This is a genomic window from Metabacillus mangrovi, assembly GCF_009711125.1.
In the GTDB taxonomy this organism is placed as follows: Bacteria; Bacillota; Bacilli; order Bacillales; family Bacillaceae; genus Metabacillus_B; species Metabacillus_B mangrovi.
Genome location: NZ_WMIB01000015.1, coordinates 67,984 through 92,696, shown reverse-complemented (window position 1 = coordinate 92,696; position 24,713 = coordinate 67,984). Strand labels below are relative to the sequence as shown.

Genomic DNA, 24,713 nt, shown 5'->3' with positions numbered 1-24,713 from the left:
TACATTTTCAGCTGTATTTATTTATTAAGAGTATGTAATAAGCAGTTCTTTATACCCTTAAGTTCTCCACTTTCCCGGCTTTCGCAAAATTTGTCGAACGATATTTGTCGAATTTGTTCTTTTTATCGCTAAACTTCATTCGTTATATGATATTATCGAACTATAGAAGGGAATGAAGCAAATGATTGGAGAAAAAATCAGGCACTATCGCATACAGCGGAATCTTTCCATTACGGAACTGGCAAATAGAGCGGGAGTAGCAAAATCGTATTTAAGTTCGATCGAACGAAATCTTCAATCCAATCCATCTGTTTTGTTTCTGGAAAAGATCTCTGCTGTTTTAGGCCAGCCGGTTAATACGTTAATGGATTTAGAGGACGACACGGAATCAGACAATCTGGACAGAGAATGGGCATCACTTGTAAACGAAGCCATGAATTCCGGAGTTACGAAGGATCAGTTCCGCGAATTTCTGGAATTTAATAAATGGAAAAATAAAAACGTACAATAGAAAAAACAGTCTGCTGCACATAAGCGAGACTGTTTTTTCTTTAAAAAGGAAGCACCAGTAATACCTCTCCTTTTACCCGTTCCCCTTAGGAAGACGGCTGTCGAGGTTATTTCGCGGAAATTGCCACCACAATAAAGTAATGACCCGCGGGATGCCGTTACGATTCGTTCACCAGTTTTTCCATCTCATTCAGTGTTTCTTCAAATACTTTCATGGCCTGATCAACCGGCTCTGAAGAAGACATATCCACGCCTGCGTTTTTTAAAATGCTGATGGGATCAGAGGATCCGCCAGCGGAGAGGAGGTTGTCTTTAATCCGCTTCACAGCCGGTGCTCCTTCGTCAGCAATCTGCTTTGAGAGTGCTGTTGATGCGGCGAAGCTTGTCGCGTACTGGTAGACATAAAAGTTATAGTTATAGAAGTGGGGAATCCGTGCCCATTCCAGTGGAATTTCTTTATCTGCTGCCATCACTTTTCCGTAATACTTCTGATTGATCTCCCCATACACCTTATTATAGGTTTCCGCTGTCAGCGCTTCGCCTTTTTGATCGAGCTCATGGATTTTCTTTTCAAATTCGGCAAACTGCGTCTGGCGGAAGAGTGTCGTCCGGAAGTTTTCGAGACGCTGATTTAGTAAATACAGTTTCTCTTTCTTTGTCCCCGCTTTTTTGTACTCGCTGTTCCAAAGAAGGGCTTCGTTTAATGTGGAAGCTACTTCTGCAGTGAAAATCGCATAATGGGCATTCAGGTAGTTTTGTTTTTTGCCCGACATGTAATTGTGGGCTGCATGACCAAGCTCATGAGCAATCGTTGCTACATCGCCTTTTGTCCCCTGATAATTCAGCAGCACGAACGGATGGTTTCCATATGAACCCCATTGATAGGCACCGGTTGCTTTATCTTCTGTGGAGTACACATCAATCCAGCGTTTTTTAAATGCCTCGTTCATAATGCTCAGATAGTCATCCCCCATTGGCTTAAGTCCATCCATCACCATTTTTTTGGCGTCCTCGTAAGGGATGTATGCACGGTCTGCTTCTACAATCGGCGTGTACATATCATACATATGCAGTTCATCTACACCCAGCAGCTTTTTCTTAAGCTCCATGTAGCGGTGCAGGAGGGGAAGACCTTTGTTCACAGAGGAAATCAGCTGATCATACACCTTCGCCGGCACATCGTTCGGAACAACGGCTGCTTCCAGTGCTGATTTGTAATTCCGGAGCCCTGCGTGGATCGTATGGCTCTTCACCTGTGCGGTCAGAGCCTGGGCAAAAGAATCCTGAAATTTACCGAGTGTCCGGTAGTACGCCTCATAAGCCCCCTTCCTTACGAGGCGGTCCCCGCTCTCCACATACGAGATGTAATTCGAACGGGTCAGCTGTATTTCTTTTCCTTTTGAATCTTTGATTTTCGGGAATTTTACATCCTTGGCGAGCATGCCATACACATTTGTTCCCGTGTCGGACAATGGCGAAAGCCTTGCCAGCACTTCTTCCTCCTGCTTCGTCAGTGTATGGGATTTGGTCCGGAGCATATCCTGAAGTACATATTTATACGGAGCCAGCTTTTTATCGCGCAAAATCTTTTTCATCGTCCCGGTTTTGATGCTCACGATTTCAGGGTTCAGCCAGGAAGTGTCCGCCGCAATTTTTGCAGCCATCTTCTCTGCACGGTTCAATAAAGCCTGTTTCTTTGGATTGGATTGGTTTACATCAAATGAAAGATTCGCATACCCATAAGCTTTACTCGAAAGCTCAGAAAGAGTTGAATAATCCTGTAATGCTCCGACTATCTGATCAACCGATTGATCGAGCTTCCCCTGGTACTTTGCTGTTATCTCCGCTGACAGCTCTTCCGCTTTTTTTACATCTGCTTCCCACGCTGCTTTAGACTTGTACAGGTCGTGGAGATTCCATTTGTCTTTCTCTGGAATTTGGGCACGGTTCTGATAATTTGGTTTGGCTGCCTTCTCCTGAGCAGATGCAGCGGGAACCGAAAGGACATTGCAGGGAGCAGCAGCAATTCCCCCAAATAGAACAGCAGAAATAATTGCGGCAATTGGTTTCTTCATGTGAAAACCTCCAGTTTATGTATGAATAGGGTTTGCTGTAGATGGGGGGATTATTCGTTGGCAGGGTTGTGCTCGGTTGTGCTCTGACCCCACTTTCGCTAAAGCACTAAACCTCCGTCCCCCTTCCAGATTAACTCTCTACTGCCAAGGGTTTAACTGTTCTCTGCTTGTTCCCCTGTTGCTTTAAAGCATGTGGGGTCAGTGCAACGCTCTGACCCCACTTTCGCTAAAGCACTAAACCTCCGTCCCCCTTCCAGATTAATTCTCTACTGCCAAGGGTTTAACCGTTCTCTGCTTGTTCCCCCGTTGCTTTAAAGCATGTGGGGTCAGTGCAGCGCTCTGTGCATAGGGCAAGAATTACCCAACCATACCCCTCCTTCCATTTGACCTCTCCGCGGAATACAGGTACCTTATTATAGAAAGAAAAATTACTGCAGATAGGTGAATACAATGGCAATTAATCGTAACGCTCCGTGTCCGTGCGGGAGCGGGAAAAAATATAAGAAGTGCTGCATGGGTAAGCAGGATACCATTCTGGCTGGAGAGGCGAAGCTTGAGCGCTTCTATAAGCAGCGGGCTGTGCTTGTTCAGATGTTAACGGATTTTATCCATAAGAAAGTTCGGTTTATGGAATGGCAGGAGAAAGTGCGTGAGCTGAAGCAAAAACATGCGTCCATTCCGGCTGATGCGGTCGATGGATTACTGACGTACTCTCTCTTTTTCCTTCAGCGTCAAGAAAATGGCCTGACAGGTGCAGAGTGGTTTTTAAATGAAGAAGGCAGCCGTCTGAATGAGGAGCAGCAAACTATGCTCAAGACTTGGACAGAGATGGAGCCCCGGCTCGTTCAGGCAACGGATTATACAGAGGATACATGCAGGTTTACAGACTTAATCAGTGGGGAGCAGTTTGATGTTCCCCGCTCTGAGGAAAACATTTCGAAGATCTTGCCTTGGTATGGAACAGTTGGAATGCTTGAACCGTTTAATGGCCAGCATCTGTTTCACGGGGTGAGGTTTTTCTCAGGGCCTGCTAAGATCGACCGTGCGTATCAGAAGGTGCAGGAGCTGATGGCTGAGCATCATCAGGAGGGTGCAGAAGTTCTTAGAAGTCATTACTTTGAGATTGTTGAAGCTCAGCTTCGGGATTCTGAGAAGCCCGGGGATCAGACACACGTCATCGAACATTTTGAATTAACGTATCAGATTCAAAATGAGGACGGTCTTCTCAGCTATCTGAAAAGCCATCCGGAGTTCGTATTTGATAGTTGGAATGAGCATGAGAAAGTAGTTTCCTGGACTGGGGACTGGCATGTTTACCGGGACAGTGAGATGGAAGGCATCGGGCATACCGGAGTTGTTTACGGGGAGTTCAAGGTTGGGGGTCAAGTTCTGACTTACACGTGTATCGGGAAGGAAAATGCTGAAGGGTTTAAGGAGCATATGAAAAAGACAGGTGCTTCCCTTGCCTTTATTGGGGAACAGCAGAATGATATTACGGTTCCTTATCAAGCAGAAGCTGTCAATACAGTGTTTGTCCCGGAAGTGGATGGCAATGAAGCATTCGGTCCGTTCGCCCAGGCCGTTCAGGGAACGACAGCTGATCTGAAAATCCCGAAGCTCGGCAATAAGTCTTTAAGGGAGCTTTGTGAAGATGGGGAGCAGGAAAAAGCGGATGTTTGGCTGAAAGAAGCAGAGTATCAGTATTACAGTAATTTCAGTACCGAAGGCCGGACCGCTGATTTCAATACGCTCCGCCGCGAGCTCGGACTGCCCTTTTCTCCGTTCGTTGCGGGAGGCAAGGACCGGGTTACATCACTGGAGCGTTCAGACGGACCGCCGGCTGAGGCAGATCCTCATTATACTCAAGAAGAAATTACCCTGTATCAGCTGCTTGGCTTCCGCCCTGATACTGTAGAGAATTTCTACGCGAAGGATATGATGACCTTCTTCAAAGAGAAAATTGAAGGAAAGTCTGAAAACACGATGAGAAAATACCGGAATAACCTTTTTGATCTGCGGGATATTCTGGAAAGCAAGTCCTTGACCAGCTGGAGCGAACTGGACGAAGCGTTCTGGAGCAAGGTTTTCACTACGGAACTGTTCTCATTTTACGAAACCACATCAAAGACCCAGCTGAAGGATTTTGCCAGCACGATGAAGATGCTGGTAAAGTGGCTGGATGGCCGGTACAAAACGGATCTGGCCGGTCAAGTAAATGCAGCGATAAAAGAGACCGGGTTTATTTAAGCCAAAAATCTTGGGGGATCTCCCCAAGATTTTTTTAATTGTAGTCGATAAAAAAAGGATAGCTGAATTCGGTTCTGTACTGGATGATTACCTCAATGGGCTCTTCTTCATTCCCCTTCGAACTCAGTGCCTCTTCCCGCTTCACCGAGCCTTCATACCAGATTTGATTATCGCGGTTCTTTTTCCGTTCCTCTGTCCCTTCAAAATAGATTTCAAAGGAATTCGTGCTGTAGTGAGTGTAAATCTCTTTTTCGCTCAAGGCAGTTAATAGTTTCTGATATGCAGCTACAGTTGGATACCCGCCGCTGCCCCATGGTCCCCCTCCGTAAAATACCCCGTATTCAAAATTCTGCTCGATGACTTTTGTTTTTTCAGGTACCTTATAGTCCAAGAGCCGGTCGGCATAGTTTTTCGCATAGACGTATTCCTGGCCGGCGAAAATATAAAACAAACCAAGTACACCCAGGATGAGTATCCCGAAAAAAGTGATCATCATGATCTTTAGTATCCTTTTTTTCAAAACAGCCCTCCTGCATAAGTGAATTTACTGAAAAGCAGAACGCTTTTTAGCCGCTAATTCCGTCATTGTACAGGCGGTTATTCCCATCGCATACGCGATCAGATCGCTCCAGAGAAACCCATACCCCAACACCAATCCGCCGGCCGTTGTTTCCCGTACCTCATTGATCCACGCCGCCTGATAAAGCTGGCTGCATTCGGTCAGAATACAGTACAGACCGGCTGCAGCAGCGATTACGGCTGTATTCCTCCGGTTGAAGAGGAAGGCAAATCCGGTAAAGATCATGGCAGCCCATAATGCATCACCTAAATATGTATTTACACCGTCGGGAAGCCAGAATGAAAGCCTCCGCGAGAGAAGTCCGAGGCCGATCACGAGGATCAGAAGCAGTCCATAAAACGGCCGGGAGCGCTTCATTCTGCCGTCTCTTTCACGTACAGGACATAGGTAAGCCTGTCCTGATCCATTTCGGCGCTCACCCGTTCGTATTCCTTCCCTCTTAAAGTGAGATAGGTGCTGTCCAGCCGGGAGAAGACCTCAATATGGTCGAAGCAGGAGACATACATAAATTCCTTGCTTTCCGAGTATTCTTCATAAAGACGGATCTCGATTCCTAGCGGCCGGTCAAGAGGCGCACTTTTAAAGGGCTGTTCCCCCTCATCCTTCTTCAGGTAAATGACAAACCGGTCCCGTTCAAGGGCCGTGCTCGTGACTTCGTATACCTTTCCTTCCAGGACAAAGTAGTCGCAGCTTCGCCTGCAGAAAATCTGGATCGGATCCAGATCCGTAAAATGATAGATGGCCGGGTACCCGTTCAGCGGGTCATTCAGCCGGTATTCCAATACAGGATACATGTCCGCACATCCTTTCAACTATAGTATATGGGAAAATTCCGTTTTTTTGAAAAAAATGTGATAAACTTTTTATGGAACGTTTTTGACAAGGAGGTTTACTGTGAACAAGACAGAACGAATGATGAAAAATGTGCTGATGACAGCAACAGCTTCTGTACTGGCGTTTGGCATGTCAGGCTGTTCATCCGATGACAGGCCGCCCAAGCCGAAGGATGACTCATGTGACGACTGGGAGTGGGATAACGATACGGAAGCCTGGCAGTGTGATGACGACTCCAGTCCCCGCTTCGGTTATTTCTTCTGGGGCGGAGCTTATTACGCGACAGCTAATGCGCTGAAGAAGAACTCTTCTTATAAATCCTACATAAACAAAGCGAAGTCAGGCATCGGGAGCGGATCCAAGGGCGGCTTCGGCGGCTGATGGCGGCACGGAGCCGATTGCCTGAGCACGAGAAAGCGCGCCAGGCCTTTTACCGGACCATCCCGCGCTTCTGGCATGATCTTTTTCAGGAGCCATATGCTCTTTATGATGCCAACATTCTATCAGACTTGGAAGCACAGAACATCCGTCAGGCAGCGGAGAGAATAACAGCGATCTATGACAAGGCTGCCCCCCTGCTCCGTTCGCTTCCGGATGAAACCCTGCTCGAACTCGGATACCCGGAACAGACCCTTCCCTTCCTCCGGCTGAAACCGCTGGATACAGAGGGTGTGATCCGCCGGGTGGATCTCGTCAAAACAGAGCAGGGCTATAAGCATTATGAATTAAATGCGGACACCCCGACGTTTATATACGAACTGTTTCGCGTAAACGGGATCGCAGCACGCCATTTTGGACTGAAGGACGTAAATGAGGGCTGCGAGGAAAACCTTCAGAACGCCATTCGAACGGCGGTCCGTAAGCTGTGGCCGCATCATAAGGCTCCGAAGGTCGTGTTTACCGCTCATCATGATCATGAAGAGGATTGGAATACAGCCTTCTATCTAGGCGAATTGTTCGGGTATCCGCATGAGATCATTCCGCTTCAAGAGCTGAAGCTGATTGAAGATGACGGGCTTTACACCCCTGCTGGCACCCGGATTGACGTGCTGTACCGCCAGACGTATCCGATCGAGCATCTCGTGGATGACAAAGATGAGGATGGGACGGCGGTCGGTGTGGAGCTTTTGAAGCTTGTCGCCGACGGAAAACTTGCAATGCTGCAGCCGATGTCCGCCTTCCTGCTGCAGTCAAAGGCTGTGCAGGCGCTCATTTGGGGCCTTCATACGGAAAAGCACGATTACTTTACAGCGGAAGAGCACCGCTGGATCGAAGATCATTTTCTCCCGACGTACCTGGACCGCGAACCTTTTTTAAATGGAAGCCTGCCCTTTGTCGAAAAGCCTGCATTTGGCCGGGAAGGAGATACGATCACGATTTTCCATTCTGACGGCACCCCATTAAAAGAAAACAGTCTGAGAACGTATGGGGACTCTCTTAAAATCTATCAGGCCTATCAGGAGCTGCCTTCTGCAGCCATCCAAACGCCTTATGGCCAAGAGGAAGCCCACCTGCTCATCGGTGCTTTCGTCATCGGCCGCCACGCGGAAGCCTTCGGAATCCGCGCCGGCAGCGCCATCACCGGCAACGAAGCCTATTTCCTTCCGGCCGGATTACAACCATAACTTGAAAAGGAGCCAACACAATGGAAGCCTTATTGCATACTTTAACTTACCTCGGAATCGGCCTCGCGTTTCTTATAGCAGGCGCATTCCTGTTCAGCATCACAACGAAAATGAGCGAGCGCAAGCAGATCCTGGAACAGGCCAACACCGCGGCTGCCATCAAGCTCGGCGGGAAAATTCTCGGCCTTGCCATCGTTATCTGGGCCGCCGCTCAATACTCCTTGAACCTCATTGATTACTGCCTGTGGAGCCTGTTCGGTCTCGCCGCCCAGATCCTTTCCTACTGGATTGTGGAGCATTTGATTTTCCCTAAGGTCTCACTTGCCAAAAAAGTCGAAGAAGGAAACACCGCTGTTGCCATCCTGCTGTTCTTAATTTCTATTTCAGTTGGATTGATCATTGCAGGATCGCTTTCTTATGATGCGGTTTATGAGATGCTGAAGGATCAGTGAGATGAAAGCGCCTTTAGTGGTGCTTTTTTTGTTTGGAGTGGCGGGGTCTGTGCAGCTTTACTGAGTGACGGTTGATGGCGGAGTCTGTGCAGCTTTACTGAGAGGCGGTTGATTGGCGGAGTCTGTGCAGCTTTACTGAGAGGCGGTTGATTGGCGGGGTCTGTGCAGCTTTACTGAGAGGCGGTTGCTGTTGGTGGGGTCAGTCCCGCGTTGCTTTAACGCATGTGGGGACAGAGACTCAGTGCCGGGATCCGTTGAGGCAGAAGGGGTTGGAGAGGCGGTGCCGGAGCTTTAGTACGGCAGCCAATGTGGGGACTGGCACGGTGCCAGTCCCCTGCTGCTTTAACGCACCAGGGGACAGAGGATAGCAGTTGCAACCCCTTGTCGCGCAAGGGGTTTCCTGTTCAGGTGCCAGAGCTTTAGTGCTTTAGCAAAGTGCGGGACTGACCCCTGTATGCGGAACCCCGCCCAGGCAGCAGCCGGGCTCAGGTCTTCCCCCGCCCAACCCTCTCCCTCATTTGTTATGATGGAACTATCATTTTTAGGAGGATCTGCGATGACTCACTATCAATCACTCTTTCTCGATATAGATGGAACCATTGTTACACCGGAGGATACGATTGAGGATTCAACAGTATCTGCAGTCAGCGCGGTGCAGGAACAGGGAATACTAGCGGTCCTTGCGACCGGCAGGCCAATCCATGAGATTTCCCATATTGCTGAGAAGCTTTCCATTCAATCTTTTATCGGATACAACGGGGCGTACGGCATTCATGAGGAGCAGGACGTTTTTAAGTTTCCGATGAGCCGCGAGTCGGTGAAGTACTTTATCGTTACAGCGCAGGAGAAGAATCACGAAATCATCCTGTACACCCATGAATACAACCTCTATACATCTCCCGAATCGGAGCGGACGAAAATGTTTAAGAAAAAACTCCATTTAACCAAAAATAAAAAGATGGAAGCCGGAGATTTAGATTCTATTCTGGGGATGACGGTCATTACGGACAGTCCAGAGGGATCTGTCCATTATCAGGCAGAGGGGATCCACCTTCCACAGGTGAATGTGGATGGTCTCAGGCATTGCTTTGATGTGATCCGCGAGGATGTAAACAAGGGGGCGGGACTGCGTCAATTTCTTAAGCACCTCGGATTGCCTGCGGAAACCGCGATTGCCTTTGGAGACGGGATGAATGACAAGGAAATGCTTGCTTCAGCGGGTGAAGGGTTTGCGATGGGAAATGCACATCCGGATTTGTTTCCGTATGCGAAGCACCGGACTGCGGACGTGAGTTCTTCTGGAATTTATAAGGGACTGCAGTCTCTCGGCCTGGTTAAATAAACATTTGTTTAAGTGGTTTCACCCCCTTCTCTCATGGGAATATATAGGTGTTTCTAATTTTTGGGAGGGGTAAAGGATGCAGGCAGGTTTTTGGAAAAGAGCTGGAGCATACATGATTGATGGGATAATAGTGGGGGTTCTTACGTTCCTATTTTTGCTGCTGATCGGTGCAGCAGGGATGGCTCTGGATTCGGCGGGAATACAGAAGGAATCCTTCGAGTCGATAGTAGGAGTTTTAGGGGTAGCGGTCTACCTCTCGATCCCGTGGCTGTACACTTCATTTTTCCATTCTTCCCGTTTACAGGCTACACCCGGAAAAATGGCAGTCAGTATCATCGTAGTCAGTGAGAAGGGGCTCGATCGTATCTCGTTCTGGAAAGCAACTGTACGTTATCTATCCAGCATTCTTTCAGGACTCATTTTCTTTTTCGGTTACATAATGGCCGGACTCACAAAACATAAGCAGGCGCTGCATGATCTACTGGCGGATACGTATGTGGTGGAGAAGGGATCGGTCAGCCGGGTGGAGCGGGAGGCGGTTTGATTTTTCCAGGTGCTCTGACCCCACTTTCGCTAAAGCACTAAACCTCCGTCCCCCGCCTCCAGAAAGACTGGCAGGAGAAGGGGTGCGAGAGCTGCTGCTTGTTCCCCTCTTCCTTTAACGCAGTGAGGGTCAGAGCTCGGCTCTGACCCCACTTTCGCTAAAGCAGTAAACCTCCTCCCCTGTTTCCAAAAAGACTGACAGGAGAAGGAGCGTAAGTGTTGCTGCTTGTTCCCCGCTTCCTTTAAAGCATGTGGGGTCAGTGCACCGCAAAGGCCAGCTTGTTCCCCACTTCCATTAAATACGTAGGATGATCAGTGCACCGCACAGGCCTGCTTGTTCCCCACTTCCTTTAAAGCCCTTAGAATCAGTGCACCGCACAGGCCAAATTACATCACTGCTTCCACTGCCTGCTGTTCAAGGTATATTTCCAAGTCCTCCGGAGAAACCGGCCGGCTGAAATAGTATCCTTGGGCTTCGTGGCATTCCTTTTTTTGAAGGAATTCCAGCTGTTCCAGGGTTTCAACGCCTTCTGCGATCACCTTTAGGCCGAGGTTATGGGCCATGTTGATGATGGTATCGACGAGTGAGGCATCTTTGGGATCTGTGTAGATGTTGCGGGTGAAGGCCTGATCGATTTTCAGCGTATTGATCGGGAAGGTTTTTAAATAGCTTAAGGAGGAATAGCCGGTCCCAAAATCATCGATGGATAGATGGATTCCCATCTCCCTTAGCTGGTGCATCTTCTCGATCGCATGCTGTGAATCCTGAATGATGCTTTCAGTCAGTTCGAGTTCCAGATAGTGTGGCTCGAGCTCTGTTCGGAGGAGTGTTTCCCGGACTTTTTCCACCAGGTTGCTCTGCCGGAACTGGCGGGACGAAATGTTAACAGCTACCCTCATCGGCGGATGGCCTGCATTTTGCCAGGCTTTGTTCTGAAGACAGGCCTGATGGAGCACCCATTCTCCGATCGGCAAAATCAAGCCGGTCTCTTCTGCAATCGGAATGAATTCCGCTGGGGATACAGTCCCGCACCCCGGATTGGTCCAGCGCAGCAGTGCCTCGGTTCCGATCAGCCTGCCTGAGTGAACCTCAACCTGGGGCTGGTAGACGACCTTAAATTCATTTCGTTCCAATGCTTTGCGCAGACCGATTTCGATCTGCATTTTTTTCGAAACGGATTCGTTCATGCTCGGGTCGTAGAACTGAAAGCTGTTTTTGCCCTGCTCCTTCACCCTGTACATGGCGGTGTCCGCATTTTTGATCAGTGTCTCCAGATCCCGTCCGTCTGCAGGATAAACAGCGATCCCGATAGAGGGGGTGATGACGAGCTCCAGGTTCTTGATTAGAACCGATTCACTGAACACTTCCAGGAGCCGCTGGGCTTTTTTTGTCAATTCACCCGAGGCTGCATCCGGCAGCAGCAGGATGAACTCGTCTCCCCCCTGCCGGCTGACTGTATCCGTTTTGCCAACAGCTGCTTTTATCCGCTTTGCAACTTCAATCAGCAGCTCGTCCCCTGCATCATGTCCGAGAGTGTCATTGATGTTTTTGAAGCGGTCCAGGTCAATAAACATTACACCGACCGGCTGCTTGCTGTTCTCAGCCTGGTGAAGAGCGGTCAAAAGGCGGTCATTGAACAGGAGCCGGTTCGGAAGTCCGGTTAAAGAATCCCGGTAGACCATCTCGTTGATCTTCTGCTCATTCTGTTTCCGTTCGGTGATATCACGGATGATGCTGCTGAAATAAACCTCACCTTCCTCACTCCAGGAAGCAAGAGACAGCTCGATTGGGAATACTCTTCCTTCCTTATGCAGACCCTCGAGTTCAGCGGTTTTTCCGATTTCAGCTTTTTGGTGACTGTCCTTAAAACGGTCTGTTATCATCAGCAGCAGGTCTTCTCCAAGCACTTCTGCTTCCCTGTAGCCGAAGATGCGCTCCGCCCCTCTGTTCCAGGAAATGATTTTCCCTTCCTTATCAGACAAAACGATCGCATCATTCGCTGACTCGATGACAGAGCGGAATTTCCGTTCTGATTTTATAAACTGATGCTCAAAACGGCGGTCGATGAACATGCTAAGAAAAACAATCGCAAACAAAATAAGCATGCCGATTGCAATGGAATACGCGAGAAAGGTACTGTTAAAAGCAGAAGTTGAAGGATGAATGTGATCGGAATGAGAATGAAAGGTGGCAGCTGCCATCCCTGTATAATGCATGCCTGATACCGCAAAGCCCATCCCGACCGCACTTCCCGCTTTGATCCAGCCGATCCCGGGCCTGTCCGGATGATTGCTAACATATTGAAGCAGGTACAGCGCAGCCAGTGAGGCAGCAAACGCCACAACGGCAGACAGCGTCCAGAGGACCGGATCATACTGGATCTCCGCAGCCATCATCATGGCTTCCATCCCTGTGTAATGCATTGATACAATTCCAATGGCCATAAATAAGGCTCCATGCAAATTCTGTTTCAGCCCGATTCCCTTCCGGCTGATGATAAACAGTGCAATAGCGGAAGCTGCAAGCGCCGGTAATATGGAAATCACCACCATCGCCACATCGTACGTGACCGGTACCGACAAATGGAAGGCGAGCATCGCGATAAAATGCATCGCCCAAATCCCAAGCCCCATCGCAACCGAACCGGAAGCAAGCCAAATGTATCGTGCCTGCCTCTTCGCCTTTGTCATTCTGATACTGAGATCGAGTGCAGTGAAAGAAGCAATGATGGCGATGAGAATGGATAAAACAACTAGTGGTATATTGTAAGTGTTAGAGAGCATGTGAGAGTCCCCTTTAAGAATTCAGTCAGGTAGGATTTATATCGGATGATGGGGGAAAATTTTAATGGCCTGGCTCTCCGGCAAGGAAAAAAATGCGGTATTTATATAGGTATAGACAACCGGAGGCCAGTAACGTTCCGAATGTTGGTCTTCTCTTGGTATACTTCATTAAAAAGACTGGAGCCAGCCATGTTCGCAGCAGAAATCGTAAAAAACGCCATTCTTATGCTCTCGATTATTCAGTGTACATTTGCAGCCTGTCTTATATTAATGGGCGATACTCTATATGATCAGTTTGATCATGGAGTATTCTCTAATCCGCAGAGTTTTTTACAAAATCATGGAATTTCATCGCGTATGCTTTGTCTGGCATAGGCCCTCTCATTTATAAAAAACTTCCTTATACTTGGATGTTGATTTCCGTTGCAGGTGTTCGCTTTCCGCGGGGCGGGCGGTGAGCCTCCTCTTCGCTTCGCGACTGCGGGGTCTCACCTCTCCCACTGCTCCCGCTGGAGTCTCACACCTTCCGCTTCAATCAACAAGTTTCATAATATCAACTTGCTTGCTTTACATAGCTTCATAAAGAGAAGAAAGCCCGGCACCGGCATTAGTTTGTGAAGAGGGTAATCATGGCTTTATGGGTTTCTTCGATGATTCTTCTTGCAGCGGCCATCAACCTTCTTGTAAGCTGGCTGACTGCTTTTCTATGGTGATTTCCAAAAAGAGCCAGCCTAAGCTACGCTCAGACTGGCTCTTTCTCTTATCCAATTTTTTGATCAGCCTTTTTTTCCGTCTCTTTCGTGTCTTCTCCTTTGGATGAAGACACTAAGTCTTTTGTGGCGTTCTTGAATTCTTTCAGGGTGTTTCCGGCGGCTCTTCCGATTTCAGGGAGCTTGGATGGGCCGAAGATGATGAGCGCGATGACGAGGATCATGATCAGACCCGGGATTCCAATGTTTCCGAATGGCATAATGATTTCCTCCTTTTCTTTATTGCGTTACTTTTTCTTTGCGGCTTTCGTTTTGTTTTTTATGGGCTTTCAGGTGGGCACCCATCCGATCGTCTTCCACTTCATCGGATTTTTGGATTCCTTCCGGCACTTGGCTGGATGCTACTTTCAGCAGACCGTTCTGGTCTTTTTGGTAGACCAACGAGGCCCGGGTGGAGACGGCTGCGCCCGGTGAAGTGACGAACGGGACAATGCGGTAATCGGACTGCCAGCTTTCAGGAGTAACGGTACAGCGTACATAGCCGCGGTAGTCGTTGAAGAATTGGATATGAGGGTTCTGTTTCAGGATCGTATCCGTATCCGCCCGCTTGTCTGCCCCGTTCCCGCCGGATGTGATGGAGGTGCCGACGAATTCTGCTCCGAAGATTTTGGCATCTGGATTGTCATAGTCGGTTGTTAAATTGGAGGCCCAGCTTGCGTGGACATCTCCCGTCAATACGACGATATTGTTTAAGTTCTGACCCGCAATAAAATCAGTGATCCGCTTCCGGGAAGCAGGATACCCGTCCCATGCATCCATGTTGAACTTAGGGGATTCCGGGGTTCCGTAGTTTTGCTGGGCGAAAAAGACCTGCTGGGCGAGCACGTTCCAGCTTGTTTTGGATTTGGCCAGGTTTTTCATCAGCCACTTTTCCTGCTTGTTTCCGGTAAGTGTGCGTTTCGGATTCAGTGACTCATCTGATTGAGGCTTTCCACCGTCCCCGTTGGCCTGGTCATCCCGGTACTGACGGGTATCCATCACATTGAAGAAGGCGAGGTCTCCATAGGAGAAGTCCCGGTAGAGTTTCATATCAGCGCCGTTTGGCAGAGATGTCTTCCGAAGCGGCATGTGCTCATAGTAGGCTTGATAACCGGCTGCTCTCCGTTTGACAAAGGCTTCTACAGACTGATCATTTTCAGGGATGAGATTCGCATAATTGTTTTCCACTTCATGGTCATCCCAAGTGACAATCCACGGGAATGCAGCATGGGCAGCTTTCAGATTTGCATCTGACCGGTACTGCGCATAACGATTGCGGTAGTCGAGCAGGTTCATGATCTCCGGACCGCTGTGGGTGCGGACATTTCCTGACTTGGATACATATTCGTTTGGCCCGTACTCATAAATGTAATCGCCGAGATGGATGACAAAATCAAGGTTTTCCTCCGCCATGTGCTGGAATGCGGTGTAATAGCCGTGTTCATATTGCTGGCAGGATGCGAAGGCAAACGTCATGCTTGAAACGGCTGTTCCCGCTTTCGGAATCGTCTTCGTTTTGCCGATCGGGCTCAGTTCATGCCCGGATTTAAAACGGTAATAGTACTCTGTATTCGGTTTAAGGCCGGTGGCCTCTGCATGAACGGAGTGGCCGAGTTCCGGTGTGGCAAGCTCCTCGCCGCGCTGGATGATCTTTTTAAAGTGCTCATCCTTAGCCAGCTCCCATTTGACCGGAATGGCTTTTCGCTCCATTCCTCCTCCATTAAGGGGGTCAGGGGCGAGCCTTGTCCATAAAATGACGCTGTCTGATAGAGGATCGCCCGATGCTACACCGAGCGTAAAAGGATAATTTGAAAACTTAGGGGCTGCCTGTACCGGCTGGAAGCCAGCCATCGACTGAGCAATGGTAGCGCCAAGCGTCAAGCCGGCAATCTTCCCTGCTCCTTCGAAAAACTTCTTCCGGTTGAATTTGTTCTCCTGGAAACTGACTTCTTTTAATTTTTCCATCCATTCATCTAAAGGCTGTTTCTCTTTCATGTATTCCTCACCCTTTCCAGAATTTTGGCGGAACAAGGCTTATTATATAAATGGATTGTAAAGAGAGGATTTGTGCGGATTGAGAAGCTAAGCCTATCTGCGCAGGACCTTTACGGGAGGATGTATAAATGAGGGTTTAGAAACCAGTCATACTGGAAGAGAGGGACTTATTAACTCCGTTCAAATATGAAGATTTTTCCTTAAAAAGGACCAGATTAAATTAATTGAATCTTTAGAAATATAGAATACTTCTACTCTGCCGGGAAATGGAAGGGAATCCGGTCCCCGCAAGAGATCAAGCTGGTCTTTTAGGAAATTGGAACGCCCTTCTAGAAGTGAATATTTGGTAGAAACGTCCTTTTCTGGCTGATTCGAACCATTTACATAACGGTAATGTCCTCTTAACAACGTTCCGATATGATGGAGCCATCTGCGCAGAGAGGAGTTTGAATGCAATGGAAGATCGGGAATTATCACTCGTTGGGCATTTAGAGGAGTTAAGAAAACGAATCATCTTAGTGCTGATTTCATTTTTGGTATTTATGGCAGCCGCTTTTTTCTATGTAGAAACCATCTATGAATTTTTAATAAAGGACTTGGACGGAAAATTGGCGATACTCGGCCCATCTGATGTACTGTGGGTGTACTTCATGATCAGCGGGACGGCAGCGGTCGCTCTAACGATTCCGATTGCCGCCTACCAGGCTTGGAGATTTGTACTGCCTGCCCTCGGACCTGTTGAGCGGAAAGCAGCCCTTGCCCTGATCCCTGCTTTATTTCTCCTGTTTCTGACCGGAATCGCTTTTGGCTATCTCATCGTCTTTCCCATCCTGCTCAACTTCATGCAGCAGCTGTCCGCCGGTCACTTTCAAATGTTCTATACAACCGAAAAATACTTCCGCTTCATGATGAACTCCACGCTCCCGTTCGGCGTTTTGTTTGAAATGCCGGCCGTCATCCTGTTTCTGACGAGCATCGGCCTCATCAATCCGAACCGGCTGGTCAAAGCCCGGAAAATCTCCTATTTTGCCCTGATTGTCGTCTCAGTCCTCATCACCCCTCCGGACTTCATCTCGGATCTGCTCGTGATGGTCCCTCTTATTTTGCTTTATGAATTCAGTGTGAGTCTTTCCAAGGTCGTGTACAGGAGAAAGCTGAAGGTGCAGGAGGCTGGAGTTTAGTTTTTCCTTAGGTTTGAGGGGGTTACTCTGCGTGGGCGTGGTCAATGCATGCTGTAAAGGTAGACGAGCGAGCGGGGTCAGTCCCCTGCTGCTTCACCGCAAGTGGGGACAGAGGCAACCTTCCGCAAACCGTTGCGGCACAAGGGCTACGAGAGTCGGTGCCGGAGCTTTAGTACGGTAGAGAATGTGGGGACTGGCACGATGCCAGTCCCCTGCTGCTTCACCGCAAGTGGGGACAGAGGCAGCCTTCCGCAAACCGTTGCGGCACAAGGGCTACAAGAATTGGTGCCGGAGCTTTAGTACGGTAGAGAAGTGCGGGTCAGAGCACTTGGCAGAGTACCGCCATCAAAGACATGCTGTTTAAGGTCTCACAAACGTAAAAAAGCCGCCCAATAAAGGCGGCTTTTTCATTACAGTTCCTTCACACTCATCAAGGTATCGATTTTGTACCCTTCGTCTGTGTCCTTTACATAAAACTTGGAGTGGTACGTTTTATCTTTGGAGGATCCATCCGCGCTGATGATGCGGAAGCTGTCCCTTGTTTGGACATAGTAGCCTTCCGGCGCTTCATCTACCTGAATGACTTCTGCACCGAGATACTCTTCTGTGATTCCCTTTTTCTCAAGGTATCCAATGTAATCGGAGGATTCCTTGTAGGCTTTGCTTCCAGGCGTAAAATACTCGGCAGCGAGAGAAAAATCCCGGGCGTTAATGGCATAGGTCGCTTGAGAAAAGTAGGCATCGAAGAACATTTGGAAATCTTCTTTGCTGGCAGGTTCAGCATCTGCGAAGAAATCGGTTCCCTCCGTTGCAAATACATCTTCAGATGGTTCTTCGATATCAAATGATAAGTCGATTTCGGAGTCATCTGTGATTTTGACTACATCACTTTTTACGGTTTTGCCATCGTTTTTTAAAGTGGCATAGGTGCTTACTGAGCCATCCATAGCTACCGGCCCAATTGAGTCGACCTCGTCAATGGTTTTTCCAGTGGCTTTTCCGTTAATATACAGCTTGGCATCGTATTCATCAGAATAGACGGACACATAGCCGGCATTCATTTCAAGGGATACTTGCAGTATGTTTTCAGATGCGTCTAGGAAATCAGCTTCTGTTTCCTCTTCAAAGCTTGAGTATTCCCCTTTGTGCTTCCCTTTTATTTTAAGGGTGCCCGGCATATAGGAGCCCAGGCTGACTGCTTCATCCGCCTGTTTGCCTGTTTTTACTTCTTTGCCTTCCACATAAAAGACGGTCTTTTCCAAATCAGAGCTTGCTGTTACTTCAATTGGATAGAAGACCAGATTGAAGTTGTCATAAAACACCCATTTCTTAGGACCGCGGGCCAGCTTCATCAGTTCATTCCCGGCACTGTCCGTCAGCGGGTCAACCCGCTCAAAACTTAAAAGCTTAAAGCTCTGCTCTCTCAGCTGGCTGGAAAGGTCACTGAAATCCTCTTCCTTCGTCAGAAATTGGATGTATTCAGATGCATCCTTTTCTGTGATCTTAATCCGCTTCTGGCCTTCATTCACGATGCTCGCTACCGTTTTGCTGTCATTTGAAAGCACGGCTTTTTCAAAACGGTCAATCGCCGCAGCTGGAGTAAACCGGCTTGATAAGAAAAGATGTGTACCGATCAGTGCTACAAATAAAACCGCAGCAGAAATCAGGATGACTTTTACTTTTGCCGGGAGCTTTTTCCCACCGGAACGCTGCTGCGATTCTGTATGCTGACTTGGTTCAGGAGTATGAGAGCTTCCGCAATTTTTACAGAAAGCCTGGTCACGTCCGATCTCATTTCCGCATGTATTACAATAATTCACGTTCGTTCCTCCTTACTGCGCACTTTTCCACTGAGCCAGGTAACGGCCAAGGAACGCGCAGGCGAATGCAATGATAAAGCTTGAAAAGAATAGGGCCAGACTGTTGACACCGAGTATGAAAAATTCATTCGCCGGACCGTCATAGTAGCTGCCGTTAAAGGTGGTCCGGACGGAATACGCTGAGACATTGGCAAGGATGGCCATCAACGCAGCATATACAAGACTGAAGACAGATACATTCAAAAGGCTGCTTCCGGTGCTCCGTGCCATGCTGTAACCTCCCCAAACAAGGAACAGAATGGGAATGATGATACATAGCCGAAGGAAAAATGGTCCGTTGTTCATTTCTAAAAACGTATTGATTCCGGCAGCATCCATTACACTTGAGCCCTGTTCTGCATAAAATCCAGTGTAAAGAGAGTACCCAAGTTCAAATTTCTCTCCATCTCCTTCCCCCGAGAAGGACAGCGGGACGAAATGGATCATTCCTAAAACGAAAGAACCAAATTGAAAGCCGACTGAAGCGGCAAAGAAAGCTGCATTCTCAAGGAGTTTCCATAGAGGCTCATAAAGGGAAAGCATACCTGCACTATCCTTCAGCTCTTGAATTTTAATAGCCGCATAAATGGTGAACAGCAGGGCAAAAACCGCAAAGATGCGGATAAACGCTGAAAAACCATGGTGCAGAGAGCTGCCGAACGGGATTCTCCCCTGAAGATGACCGGTAAATTTTCGGTGTTCCAAGCTGAAAAGGGTCCCGATAAACGCAAGCAGTCCTCCTGCAATCAGTCCTGTAAACAGGAGCTGGAAAAACGGATAAGCGGCATCCATTGAAATAGTAAACCCTTCAGTCGTCACTTTATAGGAGAAGCCGCTGAAAAGAGAGAGTACACTGATCAAAATTCCATAGATGGCACCGATGCAGAGCGCCCCGCGAAATCTTTCTGCAAGGCTGTCTGTCTGTTCTCCTCTCCCGAACAGGTAGCCTGCCAGCATAAAGGCAGCTGCAGGAATGAGGAACAAGAAGATTGGAAGAAAGTTCACCCCTGCTGATCCTTTTGCCATATCCATATACTCAGAGGCTCCCTGGAAATGAAATACCGGGGAGGCAAGGTGAGCCGACATTACGGTATCGGTGTAGCCATATAGATCACCGGGCTCTGGAAGATCATTGTCACTTCCAATCTCCTCTAGGATCTCGAATGATTCGTTGTTCAAGGATTCGATAAACCAGGAATTAAGGGTATCTTTAATCGGCAGGTAGGCTCCAATGCTGGCAATCAGCATGAAAGCAAATGCAATAATAGCTGGAATGAGTGCTTTTTTTAGAAGGGATAAACTAAAGCCGCTGAACAGGCCTTTTACAGAAGTGCTGTTCATTTTTGCAGCAGGTACTGCGGGATGATTGATCACTGTTTCTGCTGCCGGCTGGTAGGCGGTTTGGGAAGTACCGCAGGCCATGCAGTAGTTTACAGAATCCCCTGCTTCTTTCCCGCAATTGGAACAGAAGTGAGATTTGCTTTTTTGAAAACCGAGAGTTGCTGTTTTTTTATTTTTCGGTAAAACAGCCCCGTCCTGAAGGCAATAATTGGCGTGATCCAGGTTGGCTGTACCGCAGATTTTACAATACATGAATGTACTCCCCCCTTACCCTGCTGTATGAATGCCGCAGCATGTACAGAATCGGGCTTCTTCCGGAATCATTTCTTCGCAGGAAGGGCAAGGCTTCATTTCCTGAGCTGGTTGCTGTTCAGGGATTTCCACTCTAGCTCCGCAGGATCCGCAGAACTTGTCCTGTTCGGTTACAGCTGTGCCGCACGCGGAACATATATGCTGTTCTGAACTTTTAGCGCTTAGAAGAGCGATGGCTTGCTGGGCCTGGAACATTTTCTGGTCCAAAACCATGATGGGCTGCTGGTATTTTTTAAATTCGTCATGCTGCAGCTCGCCGTTCCGCACCATCTGGTAAACGGATTCCCCAAGCTTAAGCAGAAGCTCGCCTCTCTCTGTGCCTGCTTCATACAGGGCTTTTTTGTATTGGCTGACTTCCTGTGCTGTCTGGATTTTTTGTTTGCCCTGCTGCAGACTGCCCTGGATTTTGTTCAGGCCGCTGCCGAGCGTGGATTGCAAATCACTCATCTTTTTTCACCTCAAAGGTTTTTTTGTACAGCCATAAAAATACCATAACTAGGACCTTTTTAATATACCTTTTTATCTATTTTTACAATAATTTAGCAAAAGTATGATTGTAGACGGGAGACTTATGGATTACTATATGAGAAGAATAGGAATTGATAGAGGAGAGGAACGTTTTTGAATAATTGCCATCAATGCCATGCAGAGTTGGAAAAGGGGAAGCCGTTCTGCACGAACTGTGGAGCTGAAGTTCAAGGGAAGAAGCAGAGAAGCAACAAAAAGAAGCGCGCAGCATGGCTGCTCGGGGGATCCGGCATTTTACTTTTGATTGTATTGGCCGGCGGCTACTGGTACGGGAAAGAACGAAACAATCCTGTAAAACTCGCAAAACAATTCGAACAAGCTGTTTCTTCTAAAGACTCAGAGGATGTCGCTTCCATTTTAAAGGTGACTGAAAAACAAGCCAAATGGATGCTAAATGAAGAGACTCAGGGGCTGGACTTTATGAAGGAAGAGATGGATCAGCTCATGCAACAGGCAGATGATGCAGATGCCGGCAATCCTTCCTATCAGGAGCAGGCTTTTTCAATAAAAGCATCTGGAAAAGAATGGTTTCTTTTCGATACGTATACGATTAAGGCTGAACCCGTTTATATCAGAGTTTCTGCAAACAAAGACATTCAAGTTGCAATCAACGGAGAAAAACAGGGTACTCTGAAAGAAGAAGAGGAAAAAACATTCGGCCCATTCCTTCCAGGGAGCCATACCATTCAGGCAATCTACAAGGGAGCTTATGCAGAGCTGAAAGAAGAACAAAAACTGAATTCTTTTGAAGCAAAAGAGGAAACGTTGTCAGCCGAGTTTGATATGACAGGCAATCAAGTATATCTTTCTTCCAACAACGAGGATGCAGAGCTTTACCTCAACGGAAAAAATACGGGACTGAAAATTTCCCAGGCCTCTCCGTTCGGACCGGTGGCAGTGGACGGTTCTGCAAAGCTTCAAGCGGTATCCGGCAGCCAGAAGTCAAACATCGAGACGGTCACTGCAGCGGAGGAAGACATTGAACTTCTGTTTGATGAAGATAAAATGGCTGTCGGCAGCGCTGACGCAGAAAAGATGGTCATCAGAAACACGGTAGAAAATCATTATTCTTTGATTTCAAAAGGGCATTATCAGGCTGCTTACGATCTGCTGAGTTCGGCACGGCAAACAAAAAACAAGTTCGCAAATTGGTCAGCCGGTCTTAAAAACAATTTTAAAAACGAAATCACTTATATGGAGATTACCGAAGTTTCTCCTGAGAAAGCGGTTGTCAGCTTTACCCTCGATTCTTACGATACGCAAGAGGATGGGTTTACAAAGGTTCAAACCTGGGGCGGAAAATGGCACTTATTATTTGAAGGAGGCTGGAAACTGGATAATCCGGAGATTAAGAAGCTCGGGTCCAGAATAGAATGATGAATCGAAAAAAGAGTTGGATCGTTTTTATTGTCTGTCTTTCTGCTGCATTGCTTATCAGCCTGCTGGTAATAAATCAGCAAAGCAGCAGCGGCGATGTCCCTGCTGAAGAACATGTGAAGACCGAGAAGGTGCCGGCAGATAAAAATATGCCTGTCTCTAAAGAAACACCTGCTGTGGATCCCTCCACTCCGAAATCATCGGGCGCTGAAAACGCAAAAGAACTTCTTGCCGATATGACGATTGAGGAAAAAGTCGGCCAGCTGATGATGGTTGGCTTCCATGGTACGGAGAAAAACAAAAATGCGGCAGAGTTCATTGAAAATAGGAAAGTCGGAGGGATCATATACTTTGACCGGAATATGTCTTCTCCCGGACAGGTCGCCAAGCTGAGCAATTCTCTTCAGCTTTCTGCAAAAAGCAGCGGGCACACCTTGCCGCTCATGATCGCAGTGGATCAGGAAGGCGGATCTGTTACGAGAATGAAGGACCAGGTGTCTCCACTCCCCTCCCAGCAGGAGCTAGGTAAAATCGGGTCCTCTCAGGCCGTAAGGGAAACTGCGCGGATCAATGGAAGAGAGTTAAAGGCGATGGGGATCAATGTGAACTTCGCGCCTGTACTGGATCTGTCTTCCACAAACAGCCGGTCACTCGGAACCGACCCTGAGAAGACCTATCAGCTAAGCAAGGAAGCGGTAGCAGGGCTGAATGTATCAAATATAACAGGAGCACTTAAACATTTTCCCGGACATGGACGAAGCAAGGTCGATCCGCACAAAGATACCTCTTCTGTCCAAGCTGGACAGTCTGAACTTGAAGGCTCTGATCTGTATCCATTCAAAGAGATGATTCAAAACAGTCCATCCTCCCAGTATTTTGTTATGGTGACCCATATTAAATATCCTGCCTACGATCAGGATAAGCCGGCAAGCCTCTCGAAGCCGATCATCACTGATCTTCTTCGTCAAAAGCTTGGATATAACGGGATTGTCGTTACGGATGATATGGAAATGGGCGCTGTGAATAAATATTATTCCTATAGCGACATGGGTGTTGAAGCGATCAAAGCAGGTGTCGACCTCCTTCTCGTCTGCCATGATTACAAAAATCAAACCGAGATGTACGACCGCCTGGTGAAAGCGGTAAAGACAGGAGAGATCTCTGAAGAAAGAATCGATAAGTCTGTGCTGAGGATCATCAGCCATAAGCTGGCACATACAAAGCCTGCTCAGGCCGATCCGCAAGAAGCTGAGAAGGTTGTAGGAAGCAAAGAAAGCTCAGATGCCATTGAACAATATATAAAGAAATAAGCAAAAAGGAATCTGCCTTCGGACGGATTCCTTTTTGGTTTTAAGGCATAACATCTTATACCTTTCCAAAATCTTCTATCACAATACCACCAATCCCCTATCCCTTTCCATCAAACTGTATTATCCTTCAAATAGATTATGCTTTTTTGTGGAGGATGAATCATATGCCAGCTCCAATCCAAAAAACAAAAAAAGCCCCATCCATCAAGCGGAAAGCCACTGCTGCATTCGCTTTTTTCCTTGTATTAGCGGCTTACTTTTACATACAAAACAATGGGGTGACCGTTACCCAGATTGAGGTCAGCTCCCGGAAGATTCCCGAAGCATTCAGCGGCTATAAAATTCTGCAGGTTTCTGATCTGCATAACAAATCATTTAGCGAAGATCAGGTGAACCTGACTGAAAAAATGACACGGATTAAGCCGGATGTCATCGTTTTTACCGGAGATCTGGTGGACAGCAAACGCTATAGCGAAGATGAAGCGGTTACTCTCGCCAGGAAAAGCAGGAGCATTGCCCCTGTTTATTTTGTGACGGGCAACCACGAGTGGCTGTCGGGGAAATACAGCAGCTTGGAGAAGAAATTGAAGAAAGCAGGAGTCATCGTTTTACGGAATGAAGCGGTGGAGTTATCGAAAGGGCCTGACTCTGTTCGCCTGATGGGAATCGATGATCCCGCAGCAGAGAGCGGAGGCTATAATGAACCAGCTGTGGCTGAGAAAGGAATCAGGCTTGCCGGCGGAGAGGAGAAATCGGATTACACGATTTTGCTTTCGCACCGCCCTGAGCTGCTGCAGGTTTATGCAAAGTACAATGTTGATTTAGTGTTCTCCGGCCACGCCCACGGCGGGCAGGTACGGCTCCCCTTCATCGGCGGGCTCATCGCTCCAAATCAAGGGCTGCTGCCGAAGCTGACAGTCGGAAAGCATACTTCAAAGGATACCACGATGGTCATCAGCAGAGGGCTCGGCAACAGTGTGATCCCGGTCCGTGCCGGAAATCAGCCGGAATTGGTGGTGGTATCACTGCGGAAGAATGGGCAGGATTGATGGGAGTTTTCTTCCCATTT

22 protein-coding genes are annotated in these 24,713 nt (G+C 48.0%); 12 read left to right on the top strand and 10 right to left on the bottom strand.

What is annotated here, in order from left to right:
* The first annotated feature begins 181 nt into the window (after positions 1–181).
* On the top strand, positions 182–511 hold the full coding sequence (locus GKZ89_RS14340) for a helix-turn-helix domain-containing protein (RefSeq protein ID WP_155113087.1): 330 nt from the start codon (positions 182–184) through the stop codon (positions 509–511).
* 157 nt (positions 512–668) lie between these two features.
* Here GKZ89_RS14340 and pepF read toward each other — a convergent pair whose 3' ends face one another.
* Positions 669–2,585 carry an oligoendopeptidase F gene (gene pepF, locus GKZ89_RS14335; RefSeq protein WP_155113086.1) on the bottom strand — a complete coding sequence of 639 codons (1,917 nt, stop codon included), beginning with the start codon at positions 2,583–2,585 and terminating at the stop codon, positions 669–671.
* Positions 2,586–3,098: 513 nt separating this feature from the next.
* On the opposite strand from pepF, the gene GKZ89_RS21060 reads away from it, so the two are divergent.
* Positions 3,099–4,832: a hypothetical protein gene (locus GKZ89_RS21060; protein ID WP_194201634.1), complete on the top strand. Its 1,734-nt coding sequence runs from the start codon at positions 3,099–3,101 to the stop codon at positions 4,830–4,832.
* Between the two features lie 34 nt (positions 4,833–4,866).
* Here the strand turns inward: GKZ89_RS21060 and GKZ89_RS14325 are convergent, their stop codons facing one another.
* Genes GKZ89_RS14325 through GKZ89_RS14315 form a run of 3 tightly spaced genes read right to left on the bottom strand, consistent with a single transcriptional unit; the run spans position 4,867 to position 6,206 of the window.
* A complete protein-coding gene (locus GKZ89_RS14325; protein WP_155113085.1) occupies positions 4,867–5,352 on the bottom strand; it encodes a hypothetical protein in 486 nt (161 codons plus the stop codon).
* 24 nt (positions 5,353–5,376) lie between these two features.
* Complete coding sequence (locus tag GKZ89_RS14320) at positions 5,377–5,769, bottom strand: ribosomal maturation YjgA family protein (protein WP_155113084.1); 393 nt, start codon at positions 5,767–5,769, stop codon at positions 5,377–5,379.
* Positions 5,766–6,206, bottom strand: a complete 441-nt coding sequence (locus tag GKZ89_RS14315) for a hypothetical protein (protein ID WP_155113083.1) — start codon at positions 6,204–6,206, stop codon at positions 5,766–5,768. The genes GKZ89_RS14320 and GKZ89_RS14315 overlap by 4 nt, the downstream gene beginning before the upstream one ends.
* Before the next feature lie 100 nt (positions 6,207–6,306).
* Between GKZ89_RS14315 and GKZ89_RS14310 the strand changes: the two genes are divergently transcribed.
* From GKZ89_RS14310 to GKZ89_RS14290, 5 genes are all read left to right on the top strand, one after another.
* Entirely contained in the window at positions 6,307–6,627 is a 321-nt protein-coding gene (locus tag GKZ89_RS14310) for a hypothetical protein (protein ID WP_162356893.1), read from the top strand.
* A 17-nt stretch (positions 6,628–6,644) separates the two neighbouring features.
* Positions 6,645–7,871, top strand: coding sequence for a glutathionylspermidine synthase family protein (locus GKZ89_RS14305; protein WP_155113100.1), 1,227 nt, complete (start codon positions 6,645–6,647; stop codon positions 7,869–7,871).
* 20 nt (positions 7,872–7,891) lie between these two features.
* Positions 7,892–8,323: a DUF350 domain-containing protein gene (locus GKZ89_RS14300; protein ID WP_155113082.1), complete on the top strand. Its 432-nt coding sequence runs from the start codon at positions 7,892–7,894 to the stop codon at positions 8,321–8,323.
* A 556-nt stretch (positions 8,324–8,879) separates the two neighbouring features.
* Positions 8,880–9,665, top strand: a complete 786-nt coding sequence (locus tag GKZ89_RS14295) for an HAD family hydrolase (protein ID WP_155113081.1) — start codon at positions 8,880–8,882, stop codon at positions 9,663–9,665.
* A 76-nt stretch (positions 9,666–9,741) separates the two neighbouring features.
* Entirely contained in the window at positions 9,742–10,209 is a 468-nt protein-coding gene (locus tag GKZ89_RS14290; RefSeq protein ID WP_155113080.1) for an RDD family protein, read from the top strand.
* 386 nt (positions 10,210–10,595) lie between these two features.
* Here the strand turns inward: GKZ89_RS14290 and GKZ89_RS14285 are convergent, their stop codons facing one another.
* Complete coding sequence (locus tag GKZ89_RS14285; RefSeq protein ID WP_164502888.1) at positions 10,596–12,992, bottom strand: bifunctional diguanylate cyclase/phosphodiesterase; 2,397 nt, start codon at positions 12,990–12,992, stop codon at positions 10,596–10,598.
* A gap of 45 nt (positions 12,993–13,037) precedes the next feature.
* Here GKZ89_RS14285 and GKZ89_RS14280 point away from each other — a divergent pair, with 45 nt between their 5' ends.
* Positions 13,038–13,367, top strand: coding sequence for a hypothetical protein (locus GKZ89_RS14280; RefSeq protein ID WP_155113079.1), 330 nt, complete (start codon positions 13,038–13,040; stop codon positions 13,365–13,367).
* A 385-nt stretch (positions 13,368–13,752) separates the two neighbouring features.
* Here the strand turns inward: GKZ89_RS14280 and GKZ89_RS14275 are convergent, their stop codons facing one another.
* A complete protein-coding gene (locus GKZ89_RS14275) occupies positions 13,753–13,962 on the bottom strand; it encodes a twin-arginine translocase TatA/TatE family subunit (RefSeq protein ID WP_155113078.1) in 210 nt (69 codons plus the stop codon).
* 19 nt (positions 13,963–13,981) lie between these two features.
* Entirely contained in the window at positions 13,982–15,736 is a 1,755-nt protein-coding gene (locus GKZ89_RS14270) for an alkaline phosphatase D family protein (RefSeq protein WP_155113077.1), read from the bottom strand.
* Positions 15,737–16,191: 455 nt separating this feature from the next.
* Between GKZ89_RS14270 and tatC the strand changes: the two genes are divergently transcribed.
* Positions 16,192–16,917, top strand: coding sequence for a twin-arginine translocase subunit TatC (gene tatC, locus GKZ89_RS14265; protein ID WP_155113076.1), 726 nt, complete (start codon positions 16,192–16,194; stop codon positions 16,915–16,917).
* A gap of 410 nt (positions 16,918–17,327) precedes the next feature.
* Here tatC and GKZ89_RS14260 read toward each other — a convergent pair whose 3' ends face one another.
* Genes GKZ89_RS14260 through GKZ89_RS14250 form a run of 3 tightly spaced genes read right to left on the bottom strand, consistent with a single transcriptional unit; the run spans position 17,328 to position 20,876 of the window.
* Complete coding sequence (locus GKZ89_RS14260; RefSeq protein WP_155113075.1) at positions 17,328–18,737, bottom strand: zinc ribbon domain-containing protein; 1,410 nt, start codon at positions 18,735–18,737, stop codon at positions 17,328–17,330.
* 12 nt (positions 18,738–18,749) lie between these two features.
* Positions 18,750–20,369, bottom strand: coding sequence for a zinc ribbon domain-containing protein (locus tag GKZ89_RS14255; RefSeq protein ID WP_155113074.1), 1,620 nt, complete (start codon positions 20,367–20,369; stop codon positions 18,750–18,752).
* 15 nt (positions 20,370–20,384) lie between these two features.
* Positions 20,385–20,876 (bottom strand): zinc ribbon domain-containing protein, encoded by a 492-nt coding sequence (locus GKZ89_RS14250; protein WP_155113073.1) that lies wholly within the window; start codon positions 20,874–20,876, stop codon positions 20,385–20,387.
* Between the two features lie 174 nt (positions 20,877–21,050).
* Here GKZ89_RS14250 and GKZ89_RS14245 point away from each other — a divergent pair, with 174 nt between their 5' ends.
* From GKZ89_RS14245 to GKZ89_RS14235, 3 genes are all read left to right on the top strand, one after another.
* Positions 21,051–22,334, top strand: coding sequence for a TcaA 3rd/4th domain-containing protein (locus GKZ89_RS14245; RefSeq protein WP_155113072.1), 1,284 nt, complete (start codon positions 21,051–21,053; stop codon positions 22,332–22,334).
* Complete coding sequence (gene nagZ / locus GKZ89_RS14240) at positions 22,331–23,644, top strand: beta-N-acetylhexosaminidase (protein WP_155113071.1); 1,314 nt, start codon at positions 22,331–22,333, stop codon at positions 23,642–23,644. The genes GKZ89_RS14245 and nagZ overlap by 4 nt, the downstream gene beginning before the upstream one ends.
* Before the next feature lie 203 nt (positions 23,645–23,847).
* Positions 23,848–24,693, top strand: coding sequence for a metallophosphoesterase (locus tag GKZ89_RS14235; protein WP_430697367.1), 846 nt, complete (start codon positions 23,848–23,850; stop codon positions 24,691–24,693).
* Positions 24,694–24,713: the final 20 nt, after the last annotated feature.

Coding starts and splice junctions, on each gene's coding strand:
- pepF (WP_155113086.1), bottom strand. CDS start 2,585: ATGAAGAAACCAATTGCCGCAATTATTTCTGCTGTTCTATTTGGGGGA.
- GKZ89_RS14315 (WP_155113083.1), bottom strand. CDS start 6,206: ATGTATCCTGTATTGGAATACCGGCTGAATGACCCGCTGAACGGGTAC.
- GKZ89_RS14295 (WP_155113081.1), top strand. CDS start 8,880: ATGACTCACTATCAATCACTCTTTCTCGATATAGATGGAACCATTGTT.
- GKZ89_RS14300 (WP_155113082.1), top strand. CDS start 7,892: ATGGAAGCCTTATTGCATACTTTAACTTACCTCGGAATCGGCCTCGCG.
- GKZ89_RS14285 (WP_164502888.1), bottom strand. CDS start 12,992: ATGCTCTCTAACACTTACAATATACCACTAGTTGTTTTATCCATTCTC.
- GKZ89_RS14250 (WP_155113073.1), bottom strand. CDS start 20,876: ATGAGTGATTTGCAATCCACGCTCGGCAGCGGCCTGAACAAAATCCAG.
- GKZ89_RS14320 (WP_155113084.1), bottom strand. CDS start 5,769: ATGAAGCGCTCCCGGCCGTTTTATGGACTGCTTCTGATCCTCGTGATC.
- tatC (WP_155113076.1), top strand. CDS start 16,192: ATGGAAGATCGGGAATTATCACTCGTTGGGCATTTAGAGGAGTTAAGA.
- GKZ89_RS14340 (WP_155113087.1), top strand. CDS start 182: ATGATTGGAGAAAAAATCAGGCACTATCGCATACAGCGGAATCTTTCC.
- GKZ89_RS14280 (WP_155113079.1), top strand. CDS start 13,038: ATGATGGGGGAAAATTTTAATGGCCTGGCTCTCCGGCAAGGAAAAAAA.
- GKZ89_RS14255 (WP_155113074.1), bottom strand. CDS start 20,369: ATGTATTGTAAAATCTGCGGTACAGCCAACCTGGATCACGCCAATTAT.
- GKZ89_RS14275 (WP_155113078.1), bottom strand. CDS start 13,962: ATGCCATTCGGAAACATTGGAATCCCGGGTCTGATCATGATCCTCGTC.
- GKZ89_RS21060 (WP_194201634.1), top strand. CDS start 3,099: ATGGGTAAGCAGGATACCATTCTGGCTGGAGAGGCGAAGCTTGAGCGC.
- GKZ89_RS14290 (WP_155113080.1), top strand. CDS start 9,742: ATGCAGGCAGGTTTTTGGAAAAGAGCTGGAGCATACATGATTGATGGG.
- GKZ89_RS14270 (WP_155113077.1), bottom strand. CDS start 15,736: ATGAAAGAGAAACAGCCTTTAGATGAATGGATGGAAAAATTAAAAGAA.
- nagZ (WP_155113071.1), top strand. CDS start 22,331: ATGATGAATCGAAAAAAGAGTTGGATCGTTTTTATTGTCTGTCTTTCT.